This window comes from Streptomyces sp. NPDC008139 (genome assembly GCF_042957025.1).
Lineage (GTDB): Bacteria > Actinomycetota > Actinomycetes > Streptomycetales > Streptomycetaceae > Actinacidiphila.
On the sequence record NZ_JBIBHM010000016.1, the window covers coordinates 166,779 to 182,325 of the forward strand.

The 15,547-nt window shown below is 71.9% G+C and carries 10 protein-coding genes and 1 pseudogene; 5 read left to right on the forward strand and 6 right to left on the reverse strand.

Features of this window, described 5'->3' with window-relative positions; translation table 11 throughout:
* The first annotated feature begins 15 nt into the window (after nucleotides 1-15).
* Nucleotides 16-438, forward strand: coding sequence for a hypothetical protein (locus ACFZBB_RS30035; protein ID WP_355350031.1), 423 nt, complete (start codon nucleotides 16-18; stop codon nucleotides 436-438).
* 157 nt (nucleotides 439-595) lie between these two features.
* On the opposite strand, the gene ACFZBB_RS30040 is transcribed toward ACFZBB_RS30035, so the two are convergent.
* Nucleotides 596-1,801, reverse strand: a complete 1,206-nt coding sequence (locus ACFZBB_RS30040) for an LCP family protein (protein ID WP_391128844.1) — start codon at nucleotides 1,799-1,801, stop codon at nucleotides 596-598.
* 303 nt (nucleotides 1,802-2,104) lie between these two features.
* On the opposite strand from ACFZBB_RS30040, the gene ACFZBB_RS30045 reads away from it, so the two are divergent.
* Nucleotides 2,105-2,572 (forward strand): acyl-CoA thioesterase, encoded by a 468-nt coding sequence (locus ACFZBB_RS30045; RefSeq protein WP_223187544.1) that lies wholly within the window; start codon nucleotides 2,105-2,107, stop codon nucleotides 2,570-2,572.
* 165 nt (nucleotides 2,573-2,737) lie between these two features.
* Here ACFZBB_RS30045 and ACFZBB_RS30050 read toward each other — a convergent pair whose 3' ends face one another.
* Nucleotides 2,738-4,267, reverse strand: a complete 1,530-nt coding sequence (locus tag ACFZBB_RS30050) for an LCP family protein (RefSeq protein ID WP_391128847.1) — start codon at nucleotides 4,265-4,267, stop codon at nucleotides 2,738-2,740.
* 118 nt (nucleotides 4,268-4,385) lie between these two features.
* On the opposite strand from ACFZBB_RS30050, the pseudogene ACFZBB_RS30055 reads away from it, so the two are divergent.
* A pseudogene (locus ACFZBB_RS30055) lies at nucleotides 4,386-5,432 on the forward strand (glycosyltransferase family 2 protein); the annotation flags it as partial.
* A gap of 171 nt (nucleotides 5,433-5,603) precedes the next feature.
* Here the strand turns inward: ACFZBB_RS30055 and ACFZBB_RS30060 are convergent.
* The 4 genes from ACFZBB_RS30060 to ACFZBB_RS30075 all read right to left on the reverse strand — a co-directional run bounded on the left by ACFZBB_RS30060 (nucleotide 5,604) and on the right by ACFZBB_RS30075 (nucleotide 12,095).
* Nucleotides 5,604-7,412 (reverse strand): LCP family protein, encoded by a 1,809-nt coding sequence (locus ACFZBB_RS30060; RefSeq protein ID WP_391128850.1) that lies wholly within the window; start codon nucleotides 7,410-7,412, stop codon nucleotides 5,604-5,606.
* Between the two features lie 276 nt (nucleotides 7,413-7,688).
* On the reverse strand, nucleotides 7,689-9,515 hold the full coding sequence (locus ACFZBB_RS30065; RefSeq protein WP_391128853.1) for an LCP family protein: 1,827 nt from the start codon (nucleotides 9,513-9,515) through the stop codon (nucleotides 7,689-7,691).
* Between the two features lie 153 nt (nucleotides 9,516-9,668).
* Nucleotides 9,669-11,117 carry an LCP family protein gene (locus ACFZBB_RS30070; RefSeq protein WP_391128856.1) on the reverse strand — a complete coding sequence of 483 codons (1,449 nt, stop codon included), beginning with the start codon at nucleotides 11,115-11,117 and terminating at the stop codon, nucleotides 9,669-9,671.
* Between the two features lie 186 nt (nucleotides 11,118-11,303).
* A complete protein-coding gene (locus ACFZBB_RS30075) occupies nucleotides 11,304-12,095 on the reverse strand; it encodes a TIGR03089 family protein (protein ID WP_391128859.1) in 792 nt (263 codons plus the stop codon).
* Between the two features lie 208 nt (nucleotides 12,096-12,303).
* Between ACFZBB_RS30075 and ACFZBB_RS30080 the strand changes: the two genes are divergently transcribed.
* Together ACFZBB_RS30080 and ACFZBB_RS30085 are read left to right on the forward strand one after the other, a co-directional pair.
* Nucleotides 12,304-13,443 (forward strand): sugar phosphate nucleotidyltransferase, encoded by a 1,140-nt coding sequence (locus tag ACFZBB_RS30080; protein ID WP_391128862.1) that lies wholly within the window; start codon nucleotides 12,304-12,306, stop codon nucleotides 13,441-13,443.
* 337 nt (nucleotides 13,444-13,780) lie between these two features.
* Nucleotides 13,781-14,710 carry a DNA-3-methyladenine glycosylase family protein gene (locus ACFZBB_RS30085; protein ID WP_391128923.1) on the forward strand — a complete coding sequence of 310 codons (930 nt, stop codon included), beginning with the start codon at nucleotides 13,781-13,783 and terminating at the stop codon, nucleotides 14,708-14,710.
* Nucleotides 14,711-15,547: the final 837 nt, after the last annotated feature.

The following is a 15,547-nucleotide window of genomic DNA, read 5'->3' on the forward strand; positions in this document are numbered from 1 at the left end:
GCAGGGGGACCCTTTATGGCCATTCGCAAGTCCACGATGCAGGAGCAGGTGGCTCAGGCCATCGCGGAGATCAACCCGAGCGACCGTCCGATCGCCACGATCCACACGGTCACCGGACCGAGCCCGTGGCTGATCAACTCGCTCGGCCTGATCGCCCAGGCATTCGTGAAGTACTACTTCGTCACGGTCACCGAGCAGGCCGTGGTCTTCCACAAGGCGGGCCGCATGAGCTCCCGCCCGAAGGAGCTCGTCGCCGCGATACCGCGCGCCGAGGCCGCGGGCCTGGTGTCCGAGGTCAAGCGGAACGCCCTGTGGAGCTCGCTGAAGTTCCAGCTCCCCGGTGAGCCCAAGCCGACCCGGCTGAACGTGGCCCGTTACTGGCGCACCGAGCTCGACCAGTGGGTGCCCGCCGTGACCGGAGCCCCGGCCGCAGTCTGAGCCCGAGGCATCAGACGCCGAGGCATCTGAGCCCAGGCATCAGACCCCGAGGCAGCAGACTCCGTACCGTCACCAAAGGCCCCGGCCCCCGCCGCGACGATTCGCTTCGGGGGCCGGGGCCTCGGTGTGTGCCGCCTCGTCGGTGCCTACGCGGCACCTACTTGGTGGCGGTCACCTTCTGGTCGTTCTTCAGCTCGTCGAAGAGCGTCTTCGCCTTCGCCATGTCCCACTTCACGGCGTCGCCGTCATTGGGCGTCATGTAGTTGGCGTTGCCGATCGGGACCGTGACGGAGTTGCCGTCGCCGCCCGTGACGCCCTTCATGGCCCAGAACATCGAGGCCAGGTTCATCAGACTCATCTTCTTGTCGACGATGAGCGTGTCGAGCCCGGAGCCGATCACCGGGTAGAGCTTGAACGGGTTGAGGATCGTCGCCGGCGAGGCCGCCTGGTGGGCCAGCGTCGACAGGAACTTCTGCTGGTTGCGCATCCGGCCGAGGTCCTGGTCGGCCTCCTGGTGCCGCTGCCGGACGAAGGCCAGCGACTGCTTGCCGTTGAGCTTCTGGCAGCCCGCCGCGAAGTCGGCGCCGGACGCCTTGTCCTTCAGCGGCTTGTCCAGGCACATGTTGACGCCGCCGAGCGCGTTCACCAGGTTCACGAACCCGGAGAAGCCGATCTCCGCGTAGTGGTCGATGTGCAGGCCGGTGTTGTACTCGATGGTCCGGGTCAGCAGCTCGGGGCCGCCGTCGGAGTACGCGCGGTTGAGCTTGTGCGTGGAGGCCGCGTACCGCTTGCCCGACTTCTGGCCGGTGAAGGCCGGGATCGTGACGTACGAGTCGCGCGGCAGGCTCATCATGGTGGTCCCGTTGCCGCCGGTGTGCAGGATCATCATGGAGTCGGTGCGCTGGCCGTCCGCGGCGCCGGTGTGCAGGTCCTTCTCGTCCTGCTTGGTCAGCCCCTCACGGCTGTCCGAACCGACGATCAGATAGTTGGTGCCCTTGCCCGTGGGCGGCCGGTCCTCGACCTTGCTCAGGTCGACCTCGCGGCGCACCTTGGAGTCGGCCCAGAAGTACGTGGAGACGGACACCACCAGCAGCGCCACGACCAGACCGAGCGCCGTGATGCCGATCTTCTTGCGGGTGCTCCAGCGGGGCCTGCGGGGGCCGGTGGCGGTCACGCCGGGCGGGGGCGGGCCGAAGCCGCCTCCGCCCTGACCGCCTCGGCCGGGCCCCGCGGGGCCGGGACGTCGGACGGGCTGCGGCGGTACCCCGCCCGCCGCGGCGGCGGCCCGGCGCGGCGACAGTTCAGGGGGCAGCGGCGGCTCGGCGCCGCGGCGCTGCTCGGTGTCATCGCTCCAACCGTTCATGGTGGAAAGTGTGCCCGGCCTCGGGCGACGACCGGGAATCCACGGCGGTTCTGTAGCAGACCCGATGCATTCGGCCACCGGCCGCGACCGTTTCGCAACGGACATAAGGTTGCTGTCATGATCGATCGCCCCACCCCCGAGAGCCCGGCAGTCCCCGAGAGCCCGGCCGCGCCCGACACCCCGGCCGCGCCTGAGGCCCTGGGGGCGCCCGAGGCCCTGGCCACGCCCGACGTCCCCGCCCCCGACGGCGCGGCGCTCCCGGGCAAGCCGACCTCGGCGTCCCGCATCACGCTCTCGCACATCATGAGCGCGCACGACACCAATCTGCTGGGCACCGTCCACGGCGGCGTCGTCATGAAACTGGTGGACGACGCGGCGGGCGCCGTCGCGGGACGGCACTCGGGCGGCCCCGCCGTCACCGGCGCGATGGACGAGATGATCTTCCTCGAACCGGTCAGGGTCGGTGACCTCCTCGCCGTGAAGGCCCAGGTCAACTGGACCGGCCGCACCTCCATGGAGGTCGGCGTCCGCGTCATGGCCGAGCGCTGGAACGAGTCGGGCGTCGCCAAGCAGGTCGCCAGCGCCTACCTCGTCTTCGTCGCGGTCGACGTCGAGGGCAAGCCCCGGCACGTACCGCCCGTCCTGCCCGAGACCGACCGCGACCGCCGCCGCTGGCAGGAGGCCCAGATCCGCCGCACCCACCGCCTGGCCCGCCGCCGCGCGATCGTGGAGCTGCGCCGCCGCCGGGCGGCCGAGGGCCTGGACGACTAGGGCCTGTCCGGAGCGGTTCGGAAAGACGGCCGGGGGCCCCGGGGACGCGCCCCCGAGACCCCCGGCCGTCCGGCCATCAGGCCGTTGAGCAGCCGATCCGGTCAGCGGCGGATCAGTTGAGCAGCCGATCAGTTGAGCAGCCGATCCCATCAGCACTCCATCCGGTCAGCACCCGACCTCGTCACCCGTCAGCGCGGAGTCCATCGTCCCCGACGCCCCGCCGTCGTCCGCCGTCACCGGCGTGACCGCCTTGTAGTCGGAGCCGAGCACCACCTTCATCGTCTTGCCCTGGCCGGGCACGGCCACCAGCTCGGAGCCGGGCAGCGCGGTGGCGAGGGACTGCGCGGAGCGGTCCCAACGGGGGTCGTAGCGGATCACGGTCCGCGCGCTGGGGTGCTCGGACGTCCCGGGGGTGCCGACGGTCGCGAAACCGGTGGCGGCCAGCGCCTTCTGCGCGGCGGCGGCCAGCCCGCTGGTGCCGGTGCCGTTCTGGACCGAGACCCTGATGGTCGCGGGGGCGACGTCCACCTTGACGCCCTTGTGCTTCCTGGCCGTCTTGTGGTGCACCGCCAGCGGCCGGTCCGCGCGGATCGCCGCCCACATCTTCCCGGCCTTGGCGGTGTCCCACTTCACGGTGGAGCCGACGCCCGGGACGGAGTAGTCCGTGTCGCTCAGCGGCACGGAGCCGAACTCCGACGAGCTGGCCGTGAGGCCCTTCATGCCCTCCGCGAGCGCGATCAGGTCACCCGCCTTGAGGTTCTGGTCGGCGCGCACCGAGCCGAGCACGGTCGAGGCGACCCGGCTCAGCTCCAGCGGGTTGGCCAGCGTCCCGCCGCTGGTGATCTTGTGGATGACCTGGGCCACGAACCGCTGCTGCCGCTGCATCCGCCCCAGATCCGCCGCCGCGTCCAGATGCCGGGCGCGTACGTACTGGAGCGCCTGTCCGCCGTCCAGCTTCGTGGTGCCGACCGGCAGGTCGAGGCCGGTGTAGGAGTCCTTCAGCGGGCGCGTCGTGCAGACCTGGACGCCGCCGATGACGTCGACCGTCTTCATGAAGCTCGTGAAGTCGACCTCCAGGTAGTGGTCGATGTGCACACCGGTGATCTGCTCGACGGTACGGACGGTCAGCTTCGGGCCGCCGTCCGCGTATGCCTGGTTGATCTTCGCCGGGCGGGTGCCCGCCTGTACCTCGGCGGCGGGCGCGGCACTCGCCGTACCGGAGGGCGTGGCGGACGGCGTGCCGGGCGGCGACGCGCTCGCCGGAGGGGACCCGGCGGACGACGCGCCGGCCGACGGCTGGTCCGGCAGCCGTACGTACGTATCGCGCGGGATGCTCACGATGCTCGCGCGCGAACGATCCTCCGACAGGTGCACCAGCATGATCGTGTCGGTGCAGTGACAGGGCGCGCCGCCCAGGTGGTACGCCTTCTTCTCCGCCGGGTCCAGGCCGTCGCGGCCGTCCGTGCCGACCAGCAGGAAGTTGGTGCCCTTGGACCCGTCGGGACGCCCCTCCATCCCGCCGAAGGCGTCCACCCGGTCGATCGCGCCGCTGACCCCGTTCAGTACGGCGTGGCCCACCCCGCTCGCGGTGATGATCAGCAGGGCCAGGCCGCCGATGATCCGGGTGCTCCAGCGGATCGGCGGACGTCGGCGCGCGGGGGGCACTCGGGTGGGCGGCACACGGGTGGGCGGCACAGGGAATCCCTCCGTGCGGTGACAGGGGCGTGCGGACCCGTTCAGGCTAGGGACAAATAGGACAGTAGGTCTTGACCCCACGCGCTGGGGTCCCCCATTAGCGGTAACGTTTGCCGCGATGAACGCCGCCGCTCCTGACCCCGCCACCCGTGCCGCCGCGCCGCAGAACCCCGCGCCCCCGGCAGTCTCCGTGATCATGCCGGTGCTCAACGAGGAGCGCCATCTGCGCGACTCGGTGCGGCACATCCTGGAGCAGGACTATCCGGGCGAGCTGGAGGTCGTCATCGCGCTGGGCCCGTCCACGGACGGTACGGACGCGATCGCCGCCGAGCTGACCGCCGCCGACCCGCGGGTCCACACGGTGCCCAACCCCACCGGCCGCACCCCCGCCGCGCTCAACGCGGCGATCAAGGCGTCCCGGCACCCGGTCGTCGTACGCGTCGACGGGCACGGCATGCTCTCGCCCGACTACATCGCCACCGCCGTCCGCCTCCTCGACGAGACGGGCGCGGCGAACGTCGGCGGCATCATGCACGCCGAGGGCGAGAACGACTGGGAGCGCGCGGTCGCCGCCGCCATGACGTCGAAGATCGGCGTCGGCAACGCTGCCTTCCACACCGGAGGCGCCGCCGCCCCCGCCGACACCGTCTACCTCGGCGTCTTCCGCCGCGAGGTGCTTGAGCGGCAGGACGGCTACAACGTGGAGTTCATCCGCGCCCAGGACTGGGAGCTGAACTACCGCATCCGCGAGGCCGGCCACCTCATCTGGTTCTCGCCCGAACTGCGCGTCTCCTACCGGCCGCGCCCCACCGTGCGCGCGCTCGCCAAGCAGTACAAGGACTACGGCCGCTGGCGCCGCGTCGTCACCCGCTACCACCGCGGCTCGGTCAACCTGCGCTACCTGGCCGCCCCGGTCGCCCTGTTCGCCAACGCGGCGGGCATCGTCGTCGGCGCGGCCGTCACCCCGTGGGCGCTGCTGGTGCCCGCCGCGTACGTGGCCGCCATCACCGTCGGCTCGCTCCCGGCGGGCCGCGGCCTGTCCTTCGGCGCCCGGCTGCGTATCCCACTCGCCCTGGCCACCATGCACATGTGCTGGGGCTACGGCTTCCTCACCAGCCCGCGCTCGCTGGCCCGCCGGGTGATCGCCAGCCGCCGCCCCGCGGTGCGCGACGGGGAGTCGCGACAGCAGGGCCAGCAGGACGGACAGCGGGGACGACAGGACGGTCAGGGCCAGCAGGACGGCCAGCAGACGGAGACGGCCCGCGCGGAGGCGTGAGCCGCTTCCCGCGCGGGCCGGTCGTACCACCTGCCGGTCCCGCCCTCTCCCACCCGCGTCCTACCAGCGGTAGATCGGCAGCACCTCCATGCAGCCGGTCGTGTCCGCGCCGTTCACCGCCTCCGCCGTCGTCGGCACGGAACCGCTCTTCGGCAGCGTCTTGCTGAAGTCCGTACCGGTCTTCCAGTCCGCGCCGATGGTCAAGGTGATGGTGTCGACGTCCGCGGACGCCTTCACATTGCCCGCCGGGATCTTCAGCGCCTTGGCCACCGCCGTGGCGTCGGCCCTGCCCTGGTCACCGCTGCTCGTCGGATACGTGAGGGTGGTGCCGGGGCTCGGCTTGGTCTGCTGGCTCGCCTCCGCCTTGGTGAAGCCCGCGGTCTTGAGCGTGGTGGCGATACCGCCCGCCCGGTTCGGCGTGGCCACACCGTCCGAGGTGCCCGCCGTGCCGTTGACCACGGAGACCGCGATGGTGTCGGACGCCGCTGCGGCCGGGCCCTGCGGCGCGGTCGTTGCCGGTGTCGTGGCGGGCGCCCCGCTCGCCGGGGTCTTCGCCTTGCCGTTGCCGTCCATCGCCACGTCGTTGCGCAGCAGCGACCAGACCTGGGGCGCGTCCGCCGACGGGATGTAGTGCGCCAGCGGGGCTTTCGGGTCCGCGTCGTGCGGCATCGTCAGCATCGTGATGCGGTCCGACGGCACGGTCTTGAGCTGCATACCCAGGTCGTACAGCTTCTTCGGGGTGCCGATCTCCTTGGAGACCTCGAACGCCTCCATCGCGGTGGTCGCGATCTTGTTGAGCTTGCCCGGGTCGGTGAAGAGGTTCTGGCTGCGCAACTGCCGGATCAGCGCGCTCATGTACATGTGCTGCGCCTTGGCCCGCGCGGCGTCGCTGCCCCAGGCGTGCCGGGTCCGCAGCCACTTCAGCGCGGTCTCGCCGTAGATCTTCTGCTTGCCCGCCTTGAGGTGCAGGTGCGAGCCGCCGGGCTGTGCCGGGGTCGGGTGGTCGTCCACATTCTGCTTCACGCAGACCTCGACGCCGCCGACGACGTCGGCCATCTTCACCACACCGGAGAAGTCGATGGTCAGCCAGTGGTCGATGTAGACGCCGGTCAAATTCTGCACGGTGGCCAGGGTGCAGCCCGCGCCGCCGCGGCCGAGCGACGCGTTGATGATGTCGTTGACCGGCGCGAACTTCTCGTGCGTCTTGGGATCGGTGCACGCCGGGATGTTGACGCGGGTGTCGCGCGGGATGCTGACCACGGACATGTTGCTGCGGTCCGCGGACAGGTGCGCGATCATGATCACGTCGGCGCGGGCGGCGTCGCCCACGGTGTTCTTGGCACCGCCGAGCTTCAGATCCTCGGGGTCGTTGCGGCTGTCGGAGCCCAGGATGAGGATGTTCATCGCCGTCTTGCCGGCGGCGTTGGCCTTCGTCTTCGCCACGTTCGAGCTGCCGCTGACGCGCTCGCCCTTGCGGATCTTGCCCGCCAGGTACTCGTAGTAGCCGTAGGCCGCGCCCGCCGAGCCGAGCACCGCGACCGCGGCGCCGATGGACACCCACTTCAGGACCCTGCGCTTACGGCTCTTCGTGCGCCGCCGTGAGCCGCCGCGCCGGTGACCCCCACCGCCCGCCGCGCCGCGCCGGCCCGGTATTCGCTCGGGTGGCTCCTGCCCGCCGTCGGAAGAGGCGGGGTCGGCGTCCGATCCCGCGCCGGAGCCCGCGCCGTCGTCGGCGCCGGAGCCCGTACCTGATTCCGCGCCGGGCGCGTAGGCGCGGGCGTCGTCCCGGTACAGGCTCTCGTCCCATCCCAGGTGGTCCGGGTTGGGTGCCGTACCGAAGCCGTTCCCTCCCACTGTCCCGTCGCGCATCCCGAACCTCCCTGTGGCGCGCATCGTCATCACGGTGACCGGCCGCGCGCCTTCGCGCGGGGTGTACGGACGGTGCACGCCGACGCGCCGCCCTACCCGGGTCATACTGGGTCGCCCCACTGTCAGACGGCTGTGAGCGGCGAGGAGTTGCACCCGGAGATCGTCAATTAGCGGACGCCGGGACTCCGGCGCCCGCCGGGATCACGTCAGAGGGTGACGGCGGTCACGGCGTTCACCGTATTCACCGCGTTCATCGCATGCGCGACATCCACGGCGTCACTTCACGCACGCGGTGTCGGCGGCCTCGGTCTTCGGGAGGTCGGAGGGGGCCGCGGTGGGCGGCCCGATCGGGGTGCCGGGCGCCGTGAAGTCCTTGCCGAGGGTCAGCTTCATGTACGCGAGCGGCGCCGCGTCCGTCGTGCCCTGCTTCAGCGCGGAGGCGGGCAGCCCCATCATCGCGGCCAGCGAACGCGCCTGGTCGGCCTGGTTCGGCGCGTATTCCAGGACGGTCCTGGCGGTCGCGGGCGCGTTGCCGCCGTTCGCCGAGCGGTTGACGCCCCGGGTGTTCTGGAGCCAGTTGACGGTGCTCTGCGCCGCGCCGAAGGTCCCGCTGCCGTTGAGCACATTGACGCGGGTGTCGTGCGGGGTCGCCTTCGGCCCGGTCAGCCGGGTGTCGGGCGTGGCGGACGGCTTCTTCACCGCGGTCAGCGACACGTCGTTCTTGATCAGCGCGAAGAGCTGCGGGGCCTTGACCGGGTCGACGACGACGGTGGCGTGCACCTTCTCGTTCGGGTTGTCGATCACCGGCAGGGTGGTGAAGCTGATGTGCTTCTCGTCCACCTCGCTGAGGTCCTTGGCCAGGCTGGTGAGCTTGCTCACGCTGCCGATCGCGCTGTCCACGGTGAGCGCCTTGGTGGCCGCGTCCGCCAGCGTGAACAGCTTCTTCGGGTTGGTCAGCGTGCCGCTCGACTTGATCTTCCGGATCATCGCGCTCAGGAAGTTCTGCTGGAGCTTGATCCGGTCCAGGTCGCTCTGGTTCTTGAGCGCGTGCCGGGTCCGGACGAACTCCAGCGCCGTCTCGCCCTGGATGTTGTGCGGTCCCGCGCTCAGGTTCAGATGGGACTTCGGGTCGACCAGCGGCCGGGCGAGACAGACGTCGACACCGCCGACGGCCGTCGACAGGGCCTTCACCGCCTCGAAGTTGACCATCATGAAGTGGTCGATCGGCAGACCCGTCATCGCCGTCACCGCGCGCATGGTGCAGCCGGGGTCGCGGCCGTCCACGCCCAGGCTCTCGTTGAACTTGGGCGTGGTGAGCTGCGCGGGCGTGCCCGGAATCGTCTTGGTGCTGCCGTCCTTCTGCTTCGTCGGGCAGTCGGGGATGGAGGTGACGATGTCGCGGGGGATGCTCATCGCGGTCGCGTTGCTGCGGTCGGCCGACACATGGAAGAGGATCGTGGTGTCCGCGTGGCCGACGCTGCCCGCGTCGCCGTACTTCTTGCCGAGGCCGATCCGGCTGTCCGTGCCGATCACCAGGACGTTCATCGGACCGGTGTGCGTGACGTCCTTGCTGCCCGCGTTGCCGACGTCCACCGTCGTGATGTTGTTGTTGAAGTGCTGGTAGACGAGGTAGCCGCCGACGCCGACCGCCACCAGCACGAAGCTCACCGTGCCCGCGGTCCACAACAAAGCTTTCTTCTTACGGGACTTCTTCGTCTTCGCCTTGCGGCGGCTGGTCGGCGTGGCCGCCTCGGCCGAGCCGCCCCCCAGCCGCGCCGTGCCGGTGGTGGAGGTCGTGGCGCCGGTCCTGGCCGCGAGGCGGGCCGCGCGCCGTCCGCCGGGGGGCGGGGCGGGGCTGTCCGTCGGGCCGGTCCCGGTCCCGGCCGCGTCCGCGCCGTCGTCCTCGGCGGCGGGACCGGTGTCGCGCCCTTGGTCGCGTCCGGCGTCCCGCGGTGCGGGGGAGGGGTCGCGGTGACCGCTCTGCCCCGGCACGATGGGCCTCGGTGCCGCGTCCGGCTCCAGCCGCAACTGGTACGTACCCGTCGCCGGGTCCAGGACCCACTGGTCCGCCGGGTCGATGTTCCTACGGCCTTGCGTGTCCACGGTCGCTCGGGTCCTCCATCCGGGATCGGCCGGATCGCTCACACTAGCCCCACAGTTCAGCGCCCATGCGCGCCGGTGACAAATCGAGCGCCCCTACAACCGGACAAAGCTGCCGATCCCGCCAGCCGACCAGGTCGACTCTTTAGCGGGATTTCACCCGCTCTTGCCACAGATGTCGCGGTCCGCGGTCGTCCCGCGGTACGTGGGGCCCGTGGGGGTGGTCGTGGGCGTAGAGGTTGAGCCCGCGGACGGGGTGCCGGGCGTACGCGTACCGCCTCCGCTGTCACCGCCGCCGTCTCCGCTGTCCGGCGCCTTGTCCGACACGTTCACCGGCTGGTCGTCGCGCAGCGTCTTGAAGAGGGTGTCGGCGGCGGGCTGGACGAGCTGGTCGCGGTTGATGTCGTTGACGTACTGCTCGCGCGGCACGGTCAGGAAGTGCACGTTCCCGGTCGGTATCTGCTGGAGGCTGTGCGCGAGGGCGTACAGCTCGCTCAGCGAGTCCAGGCCGGGGTCGGCGGTCAGCGACGAGGTGGCGGCCGACAGCAGCGGGTAGAGCTTGGTCGGGTTCAGCAGCACGCCGTTGCTGCTCACCTTCTTCAACAGCGAGGCGAGGAACGCCTGTTGCCGGTCCATCCGCATGGTGTCGCTGCCGTCGCCGATGCCGTGCCGGGCGCGTACGTATCCCAGCGCCTGCTCGCCGTTGAGCGTCTGCCGTCCGGCGGGCAGGTCGAGGTGCGCGTACGTGTCGTGCACCGGCTCGGCCAGGCACACATCGACGCCGTTCACCGCCTCGACCATCTTCTTGAAGCCGTTGAAGTCCACGATCAGGTGATGGTCGACGCGGATGCCGGTCATCTTCTCGACCGTACGGATGGTGCAGGCCGCGCCGCCCGACTCGAACGCCCAGTTGAACTGCTCGAAGCGCTCGTGGTCCTCCTTGCCGCTCGGCAGGGTGCAACGCGGCACGTGCGCCATCAGGTCACGCGGGAGGCTGACGGCGGTGGCGCTCTTCCGGTCGGCGGATATGTGCAGCAGGATCGTGGTGTCCGAGCGCTGCGTGCCGCTGTCCTGGCCGTACTTGCTGTTGCCGTTCCCGCGGTTGTCCGAGCCGATCAGCAGGATGTTCTGGGCCTCCGTCGGGCCCTGCGTGGGGCGCTCGGAGGCGTGCACCTTCAGGTCGTTCTCGGTCGCGGTGTCGGTCGTGATGTTGCCGTTGAGCCGCTGGTAGAGGTACCAGCCGGTGCCCGCGCAGGCCAGCACGAGTACGGCGGTGCACAGGGCGACGACCTTCAGCCAGCGCCAGTTCTTGGGGTTGGCGGGCTCCTCCGCCGGGGTGGCGGCGGGGCCTTCGACCGGTGGCGTTTCCGCCTCCGTGTCGGCAGCCGGCTCCGCGGCCTTTTCCGTAGCGGCGTCCGGTTCCGTCCCCGCGTCCGCTTCTGTCTCTGCCTCTACCTTTGGTTCTGCTTCTGCTTCTGCTTCTGCCTCGGTCGTCGGCTCGGCGGGCTCGTCCGCCCGCGCCTTCGGTGTGCCGGACGCGTCGTCGGAGCCGTCGGAGGCGGGGGGAACGGAGTCACCCTGCGGAGGCTCTGCTGGCGTGGTCACGTCGGGGCCCGTCTCTCGGAAGTCGCCGGTTACCGGGGACAGGCTTGCGATTACCCGCCCGGCATTCGTTCAGACAGCCGAATACGGTGGTTGGTTGCCTGGGTACCCGAAATCCACAGACAGCTGTTGACGAGCTGTGACGGAAGTGACGACTGAGGCGTCCGGCGAGGCCGGGGCGAGTGACCGCTACAGAGATACGGTGACGCGCTCGGCGTCCTTCCGCTTGGCCAACTGCTCCTCGGGCAACCGGTCGAGGTGGCGGCAGAGCACCACGGAGGCGTCGGCGGCGAGCGGCGCGAGCAGCCCGGCCGCGAGCCCGTCCCACGTGTCGAAGGACAGCGGCGACAGCAGCCGTCCGCCGCGGTCGAGCCCGAGCGCGGCGGCCGACGCGCGCGCCTTGGCGACGACCTCGGACGCGGTCAGCACACCCCCGCCGTCCGGCAGTACGAGTGCGGGCGCGTCCGGGCCGACCGGCGCGTACGGCGCGAAACGGTCGCCCTGGCTCGGCACCTCCACCGCGTAGTCGATGAAGCCCGCGGGCGGCTGCGGGAACCGTCCGCCCAGCGGCCGGAGCGCGAGCGCGACCCGCTCGCCGCCACAGGCCCGCGCCGCGTCCAGGGTGTCCGGGCCGCTGACCACCAGGTCGGCACCGGCCGGATCGCCGCAGGGCGCCACGACGACGCCCGCCGAGAAGCCGGCCAGCACCCACACGGCCGTCTGCCAGTGCGCGGGCAGCAGCAGTGCCAGCCGGTCGCCAGGCTGCGCGCCCAACTCGTCCTGGAGCAGATTCGCGGTCTTCGCCACCCAGTTCCCGAAGGTCGCCACCGACAACTCGACGCGTTCACCCGTCGCGTCGTCGTAGAAGGTGACCAGCGGGCGGCCCGGATCACCGCGCAGCGCGGCGTCGAGCAGCCCGGCGGGAGTCGCGGGGCCCTGGGGAGTGCGGGGCGTGTCGGGCGTGTTGGCGGTCGGTGTCACGCGTGTCAGGCTACCCCCAGCGATCACGACGGCCTGTGCCCGTAGAGGTACGGGGGCCGGTTCCTTGTGCGGCCGTCTCGCGTGGCGTCCCCGCCCGACTCGGCTCGCCCGACTCGGCTCGTCCGTACGGGTGTCAGTGCGGCGGCGCGGCCGACTGTCCGTCAGTTCGTGAATACTCACCTTTACGGCTTATGTCACTATGCTTGCCATGCGAGCACACCCCGCCTCCGCCGTCAGCGCGGAGCGCCCCGTGGAGAGCCCTGCGGCAACCGAAGCGATCCTCCTGGTCGGGGGCAAGGGCACCCGGCTCAGGCCGCTGACCGTGCACACCCCGAAGCCGATGGTCCCGGCGGCCGGAGTCCCGTTCCTCACCCACCAGCTCGCGCGCGCCAGGGCCGCCGGGGTCGAGCACGTGGTGCTCGCCACCTCCTACCTCGCCGAGGTCTTCGAACCGCACTTCGGCGACGGCTCAGCGCTCGGCCTGCACCTCGAATACGTCACCGAGACCGAGCCGCTGGGCACCGGCGGCGCCATCCGGAACGTCGCGCACCGGCTGCGCTCCGCGCCCGGCGACCCCGTCCTGGTCCTGAACGGCGACATCCTCACCGGCCTCGACATCTCCGCTCTCGTCGGCACCCACCGCGCCACCGGCGCCGACATCTCGCTGCACCTGACCAAGGTCGCCGACCCGCGCGCCTTCGGCCTCGTCCCCACCGACGCGGACGGCCGCGTCACGGCCTTCCTGGAGAAGCCGCAGACGCCGGAGGAGATCGTCACCGACCAGATCAACGCGGGGTGTTACGTCTTCACCCGCTCGGTCATCGACACCATCCCGTCCGGGCGGCCGGTCTCCGTCGAACGCGAGACCTTCCCCGACCTGCTCGCCGCCGGCGCCCACCTCCAGGGCATGGTCGACTCCACCTACTGGCTCGACCTCGGCACCCCGCAGGCGTTCGTCCGCGGCTCCGCCGACCTCGTACTCGGCCACGCGCCGTCCCCCGCCGTCGCCGGCCTCGGCGGCGACCACCTCGTCCTGACCGGCGCCCATGTCGCCGCCGACGCCAAGCTCTCCGGCGGCACCTGTGTCTCCACGGGCGCCGTCATCGGCGCCGGCGCCCGCGTCGACGGCAGCACCGTGCTGTCCGGCGCCACCGTCGAGCCCGGCGCCGTCATCCGCGACTCGCTCGTCGGCACGGGCGCCGTCATCGGCGCCCGCACCGTCCTCGACGGCGCCGTCGTGGGCGACGGCGCGCACATCGGCCCCGACAACGAACTGCGTGACGGCGTACGGATCTGGTGCGGAGCCCGGATTCCGGCGGGCGCGGTGCGGTTCTCGTCGGACCAGTAGGGCGGGGGGCTCGGCTTTACGGGGGCGGCTTCTACGGTCCTGGTCTTTCCGGTCCTGGTCTTACGGGGTGGGCTTGACGGGTCCGGGTCTTACGGGTTGGGCTTGACGGGTTCGGGCTTTGCTGGGCCGGGCTTTGCTGGGCCGGGCTTGCCGGGTTCGGGCTTTGCTGGGCCGGGCTTGACGGGTTCGGGGCCGGGTCCGGGACCGGCAGGTCCGGGTCCGGGTCTTACGGGGGCGGGGCGGAGGGTGTGTCGGAGGGGGCGGATACGCTCGCCGGGTGCCTCTCCCGCGACCTCGACCCGCCTCCACCACCGCCACTGCCGCTTGCGCGGCGTCGGTGTCATCGGCGGCTCCCGCGGCTCCGCGTACTCGGTACTGGTCGCCTGCCGGGCCGCTCGACATCCGGCTCACCCTCAACCCGCTCTGCCGCGGTTACGGCGACCCCGCCTTCCGGATCGACCCGGACGGCACCGTCTGGCGGGCGAGCCGCACGCCCGACGGCGCGGGCACCCTCCGCCTGACCGGCAGTCCCGCCGCGATCGAGGCCCACGCGTGGGGGCCCGGCGGCCAGTGGCTGCTCGACGCGCTGCCCGCGCTGCTCGGCGCCGACGACGATCCGGCCGCGTTCACGCCCCGGCACCGGCTCGTGCACGCCGCGCACCGGCGCCACCCCGGTCTACGGCTGACCCGTACCGGGCTCGTCCTCGAATCGCTGATCCCCTCCATCCTGGAACAGAAGGTCACCACGACCGAGGCGTACCGGGCCTGGCGGCTTCTGCTCCACCGCCACGGGGAGGCCGCGCCGGGGCCCGCGGGCGCCGAGCGCATGCGCGTCATGCCCGACGCGCGGGGGTGGGCCCTGGTCCCGTCCTGGGACTGGCACCGGGCGGGGGTCGACAACAAGCGTGCCTCCACCGTCCTGCGGGCCGTCCGGGCCGCCTCCGGGCTCGAAGGGCTCACCGCCCTTCCGCCCGGCGAAGCGGCCACGCGGCTCCAGTCGGTGCCCGGGATCGGGCCCTGGACGGCTGCCGAGACGCTTCAGCGCAGTCATGGGGCCGCCGATGCCGTGACGGTCGGGGACCTGCACCTTCCGCATCGGGTCGGGTACGCCCTCACGGGTGAGCGCCGCTCTTCCGACGAGGTCATGCTCGGTCTTCTCGCCCCCTACGCGGGGCAGCGGCACCGTGCCGCCCGCCTCATCCTCCTCAACTCCCCCTCCCCACCCCGCCACGCCCCCCGCCTGGCTCCCAACCCCCCTGGTCGCTAGCCCGCTTGCCGTTTGTCTTTGCCCGCCCGCCCACCCGTGCGGGTGGTTGTTCGTCTGCGGGTGCCGCTTGTGCGTGGGTCGGTGCCGGTCCGGGGTACCTCCTCGAAATGCGGCTGCCTGGTGCCTGTGTATCCGGCGCCGTTCTTGTCACCGCATTTCTGCGGGGGCACCCCGGCCCGTCCCCTTCCGGTACGTCGGCGTCCGACGGTCCGGTGGGGGTGGCCGGGGGAGGGGGGTTCTTTCGGCGGGCCGCCTTGCGCCGGTGCGCCCTCCCGGTGAGTCGGAAGGCTCGGGCCCTTTCCCACGCGCCGAACGAAGGTCCTGGCCCACCCCGACGCCTCGCAGGTCGCGCACCCCGCCCTGAGGACCAGGTGGCCCCTCAGCCCCCCAGCCTCCCGCCCCCACCCAATCCCGGCGGACGTCAGGTTGCGGGCCCACCCGTCCCCACACCCCGGGCCGAACCGTCGAACCCCGCAGGACCCGGGACCCACCCCATTCACCCGGGCGGAGGGCCGGGCGGTGCGGGGCCCGGCCCCACCCCTTCCGGTCGCCCTGGCCAGCCCACCCGTTTTCGCCCACCCGCCTGGACGGCCGGTCGCGCAGAGGCCCGGGGACCCCACCCAGGCCCTTCCGTCCGCCCCGGTTGGACGGCCGGTCGCGCAGACGCCGGGGGACCCCATCCGCGCCCTTCCGTCCGCCCCGCCTGGACGGCCGGTCGCGCAGAGGCCCGGGGACCCCACCCGCGCCCTTCCGTCCGCCCCGCCTGGACGGCCGGTCGCGCAGAGGCCCGGGGACCCCACCCGCGCCCTTCCGTCCGCCCCGCCTGGACGGCCGGTC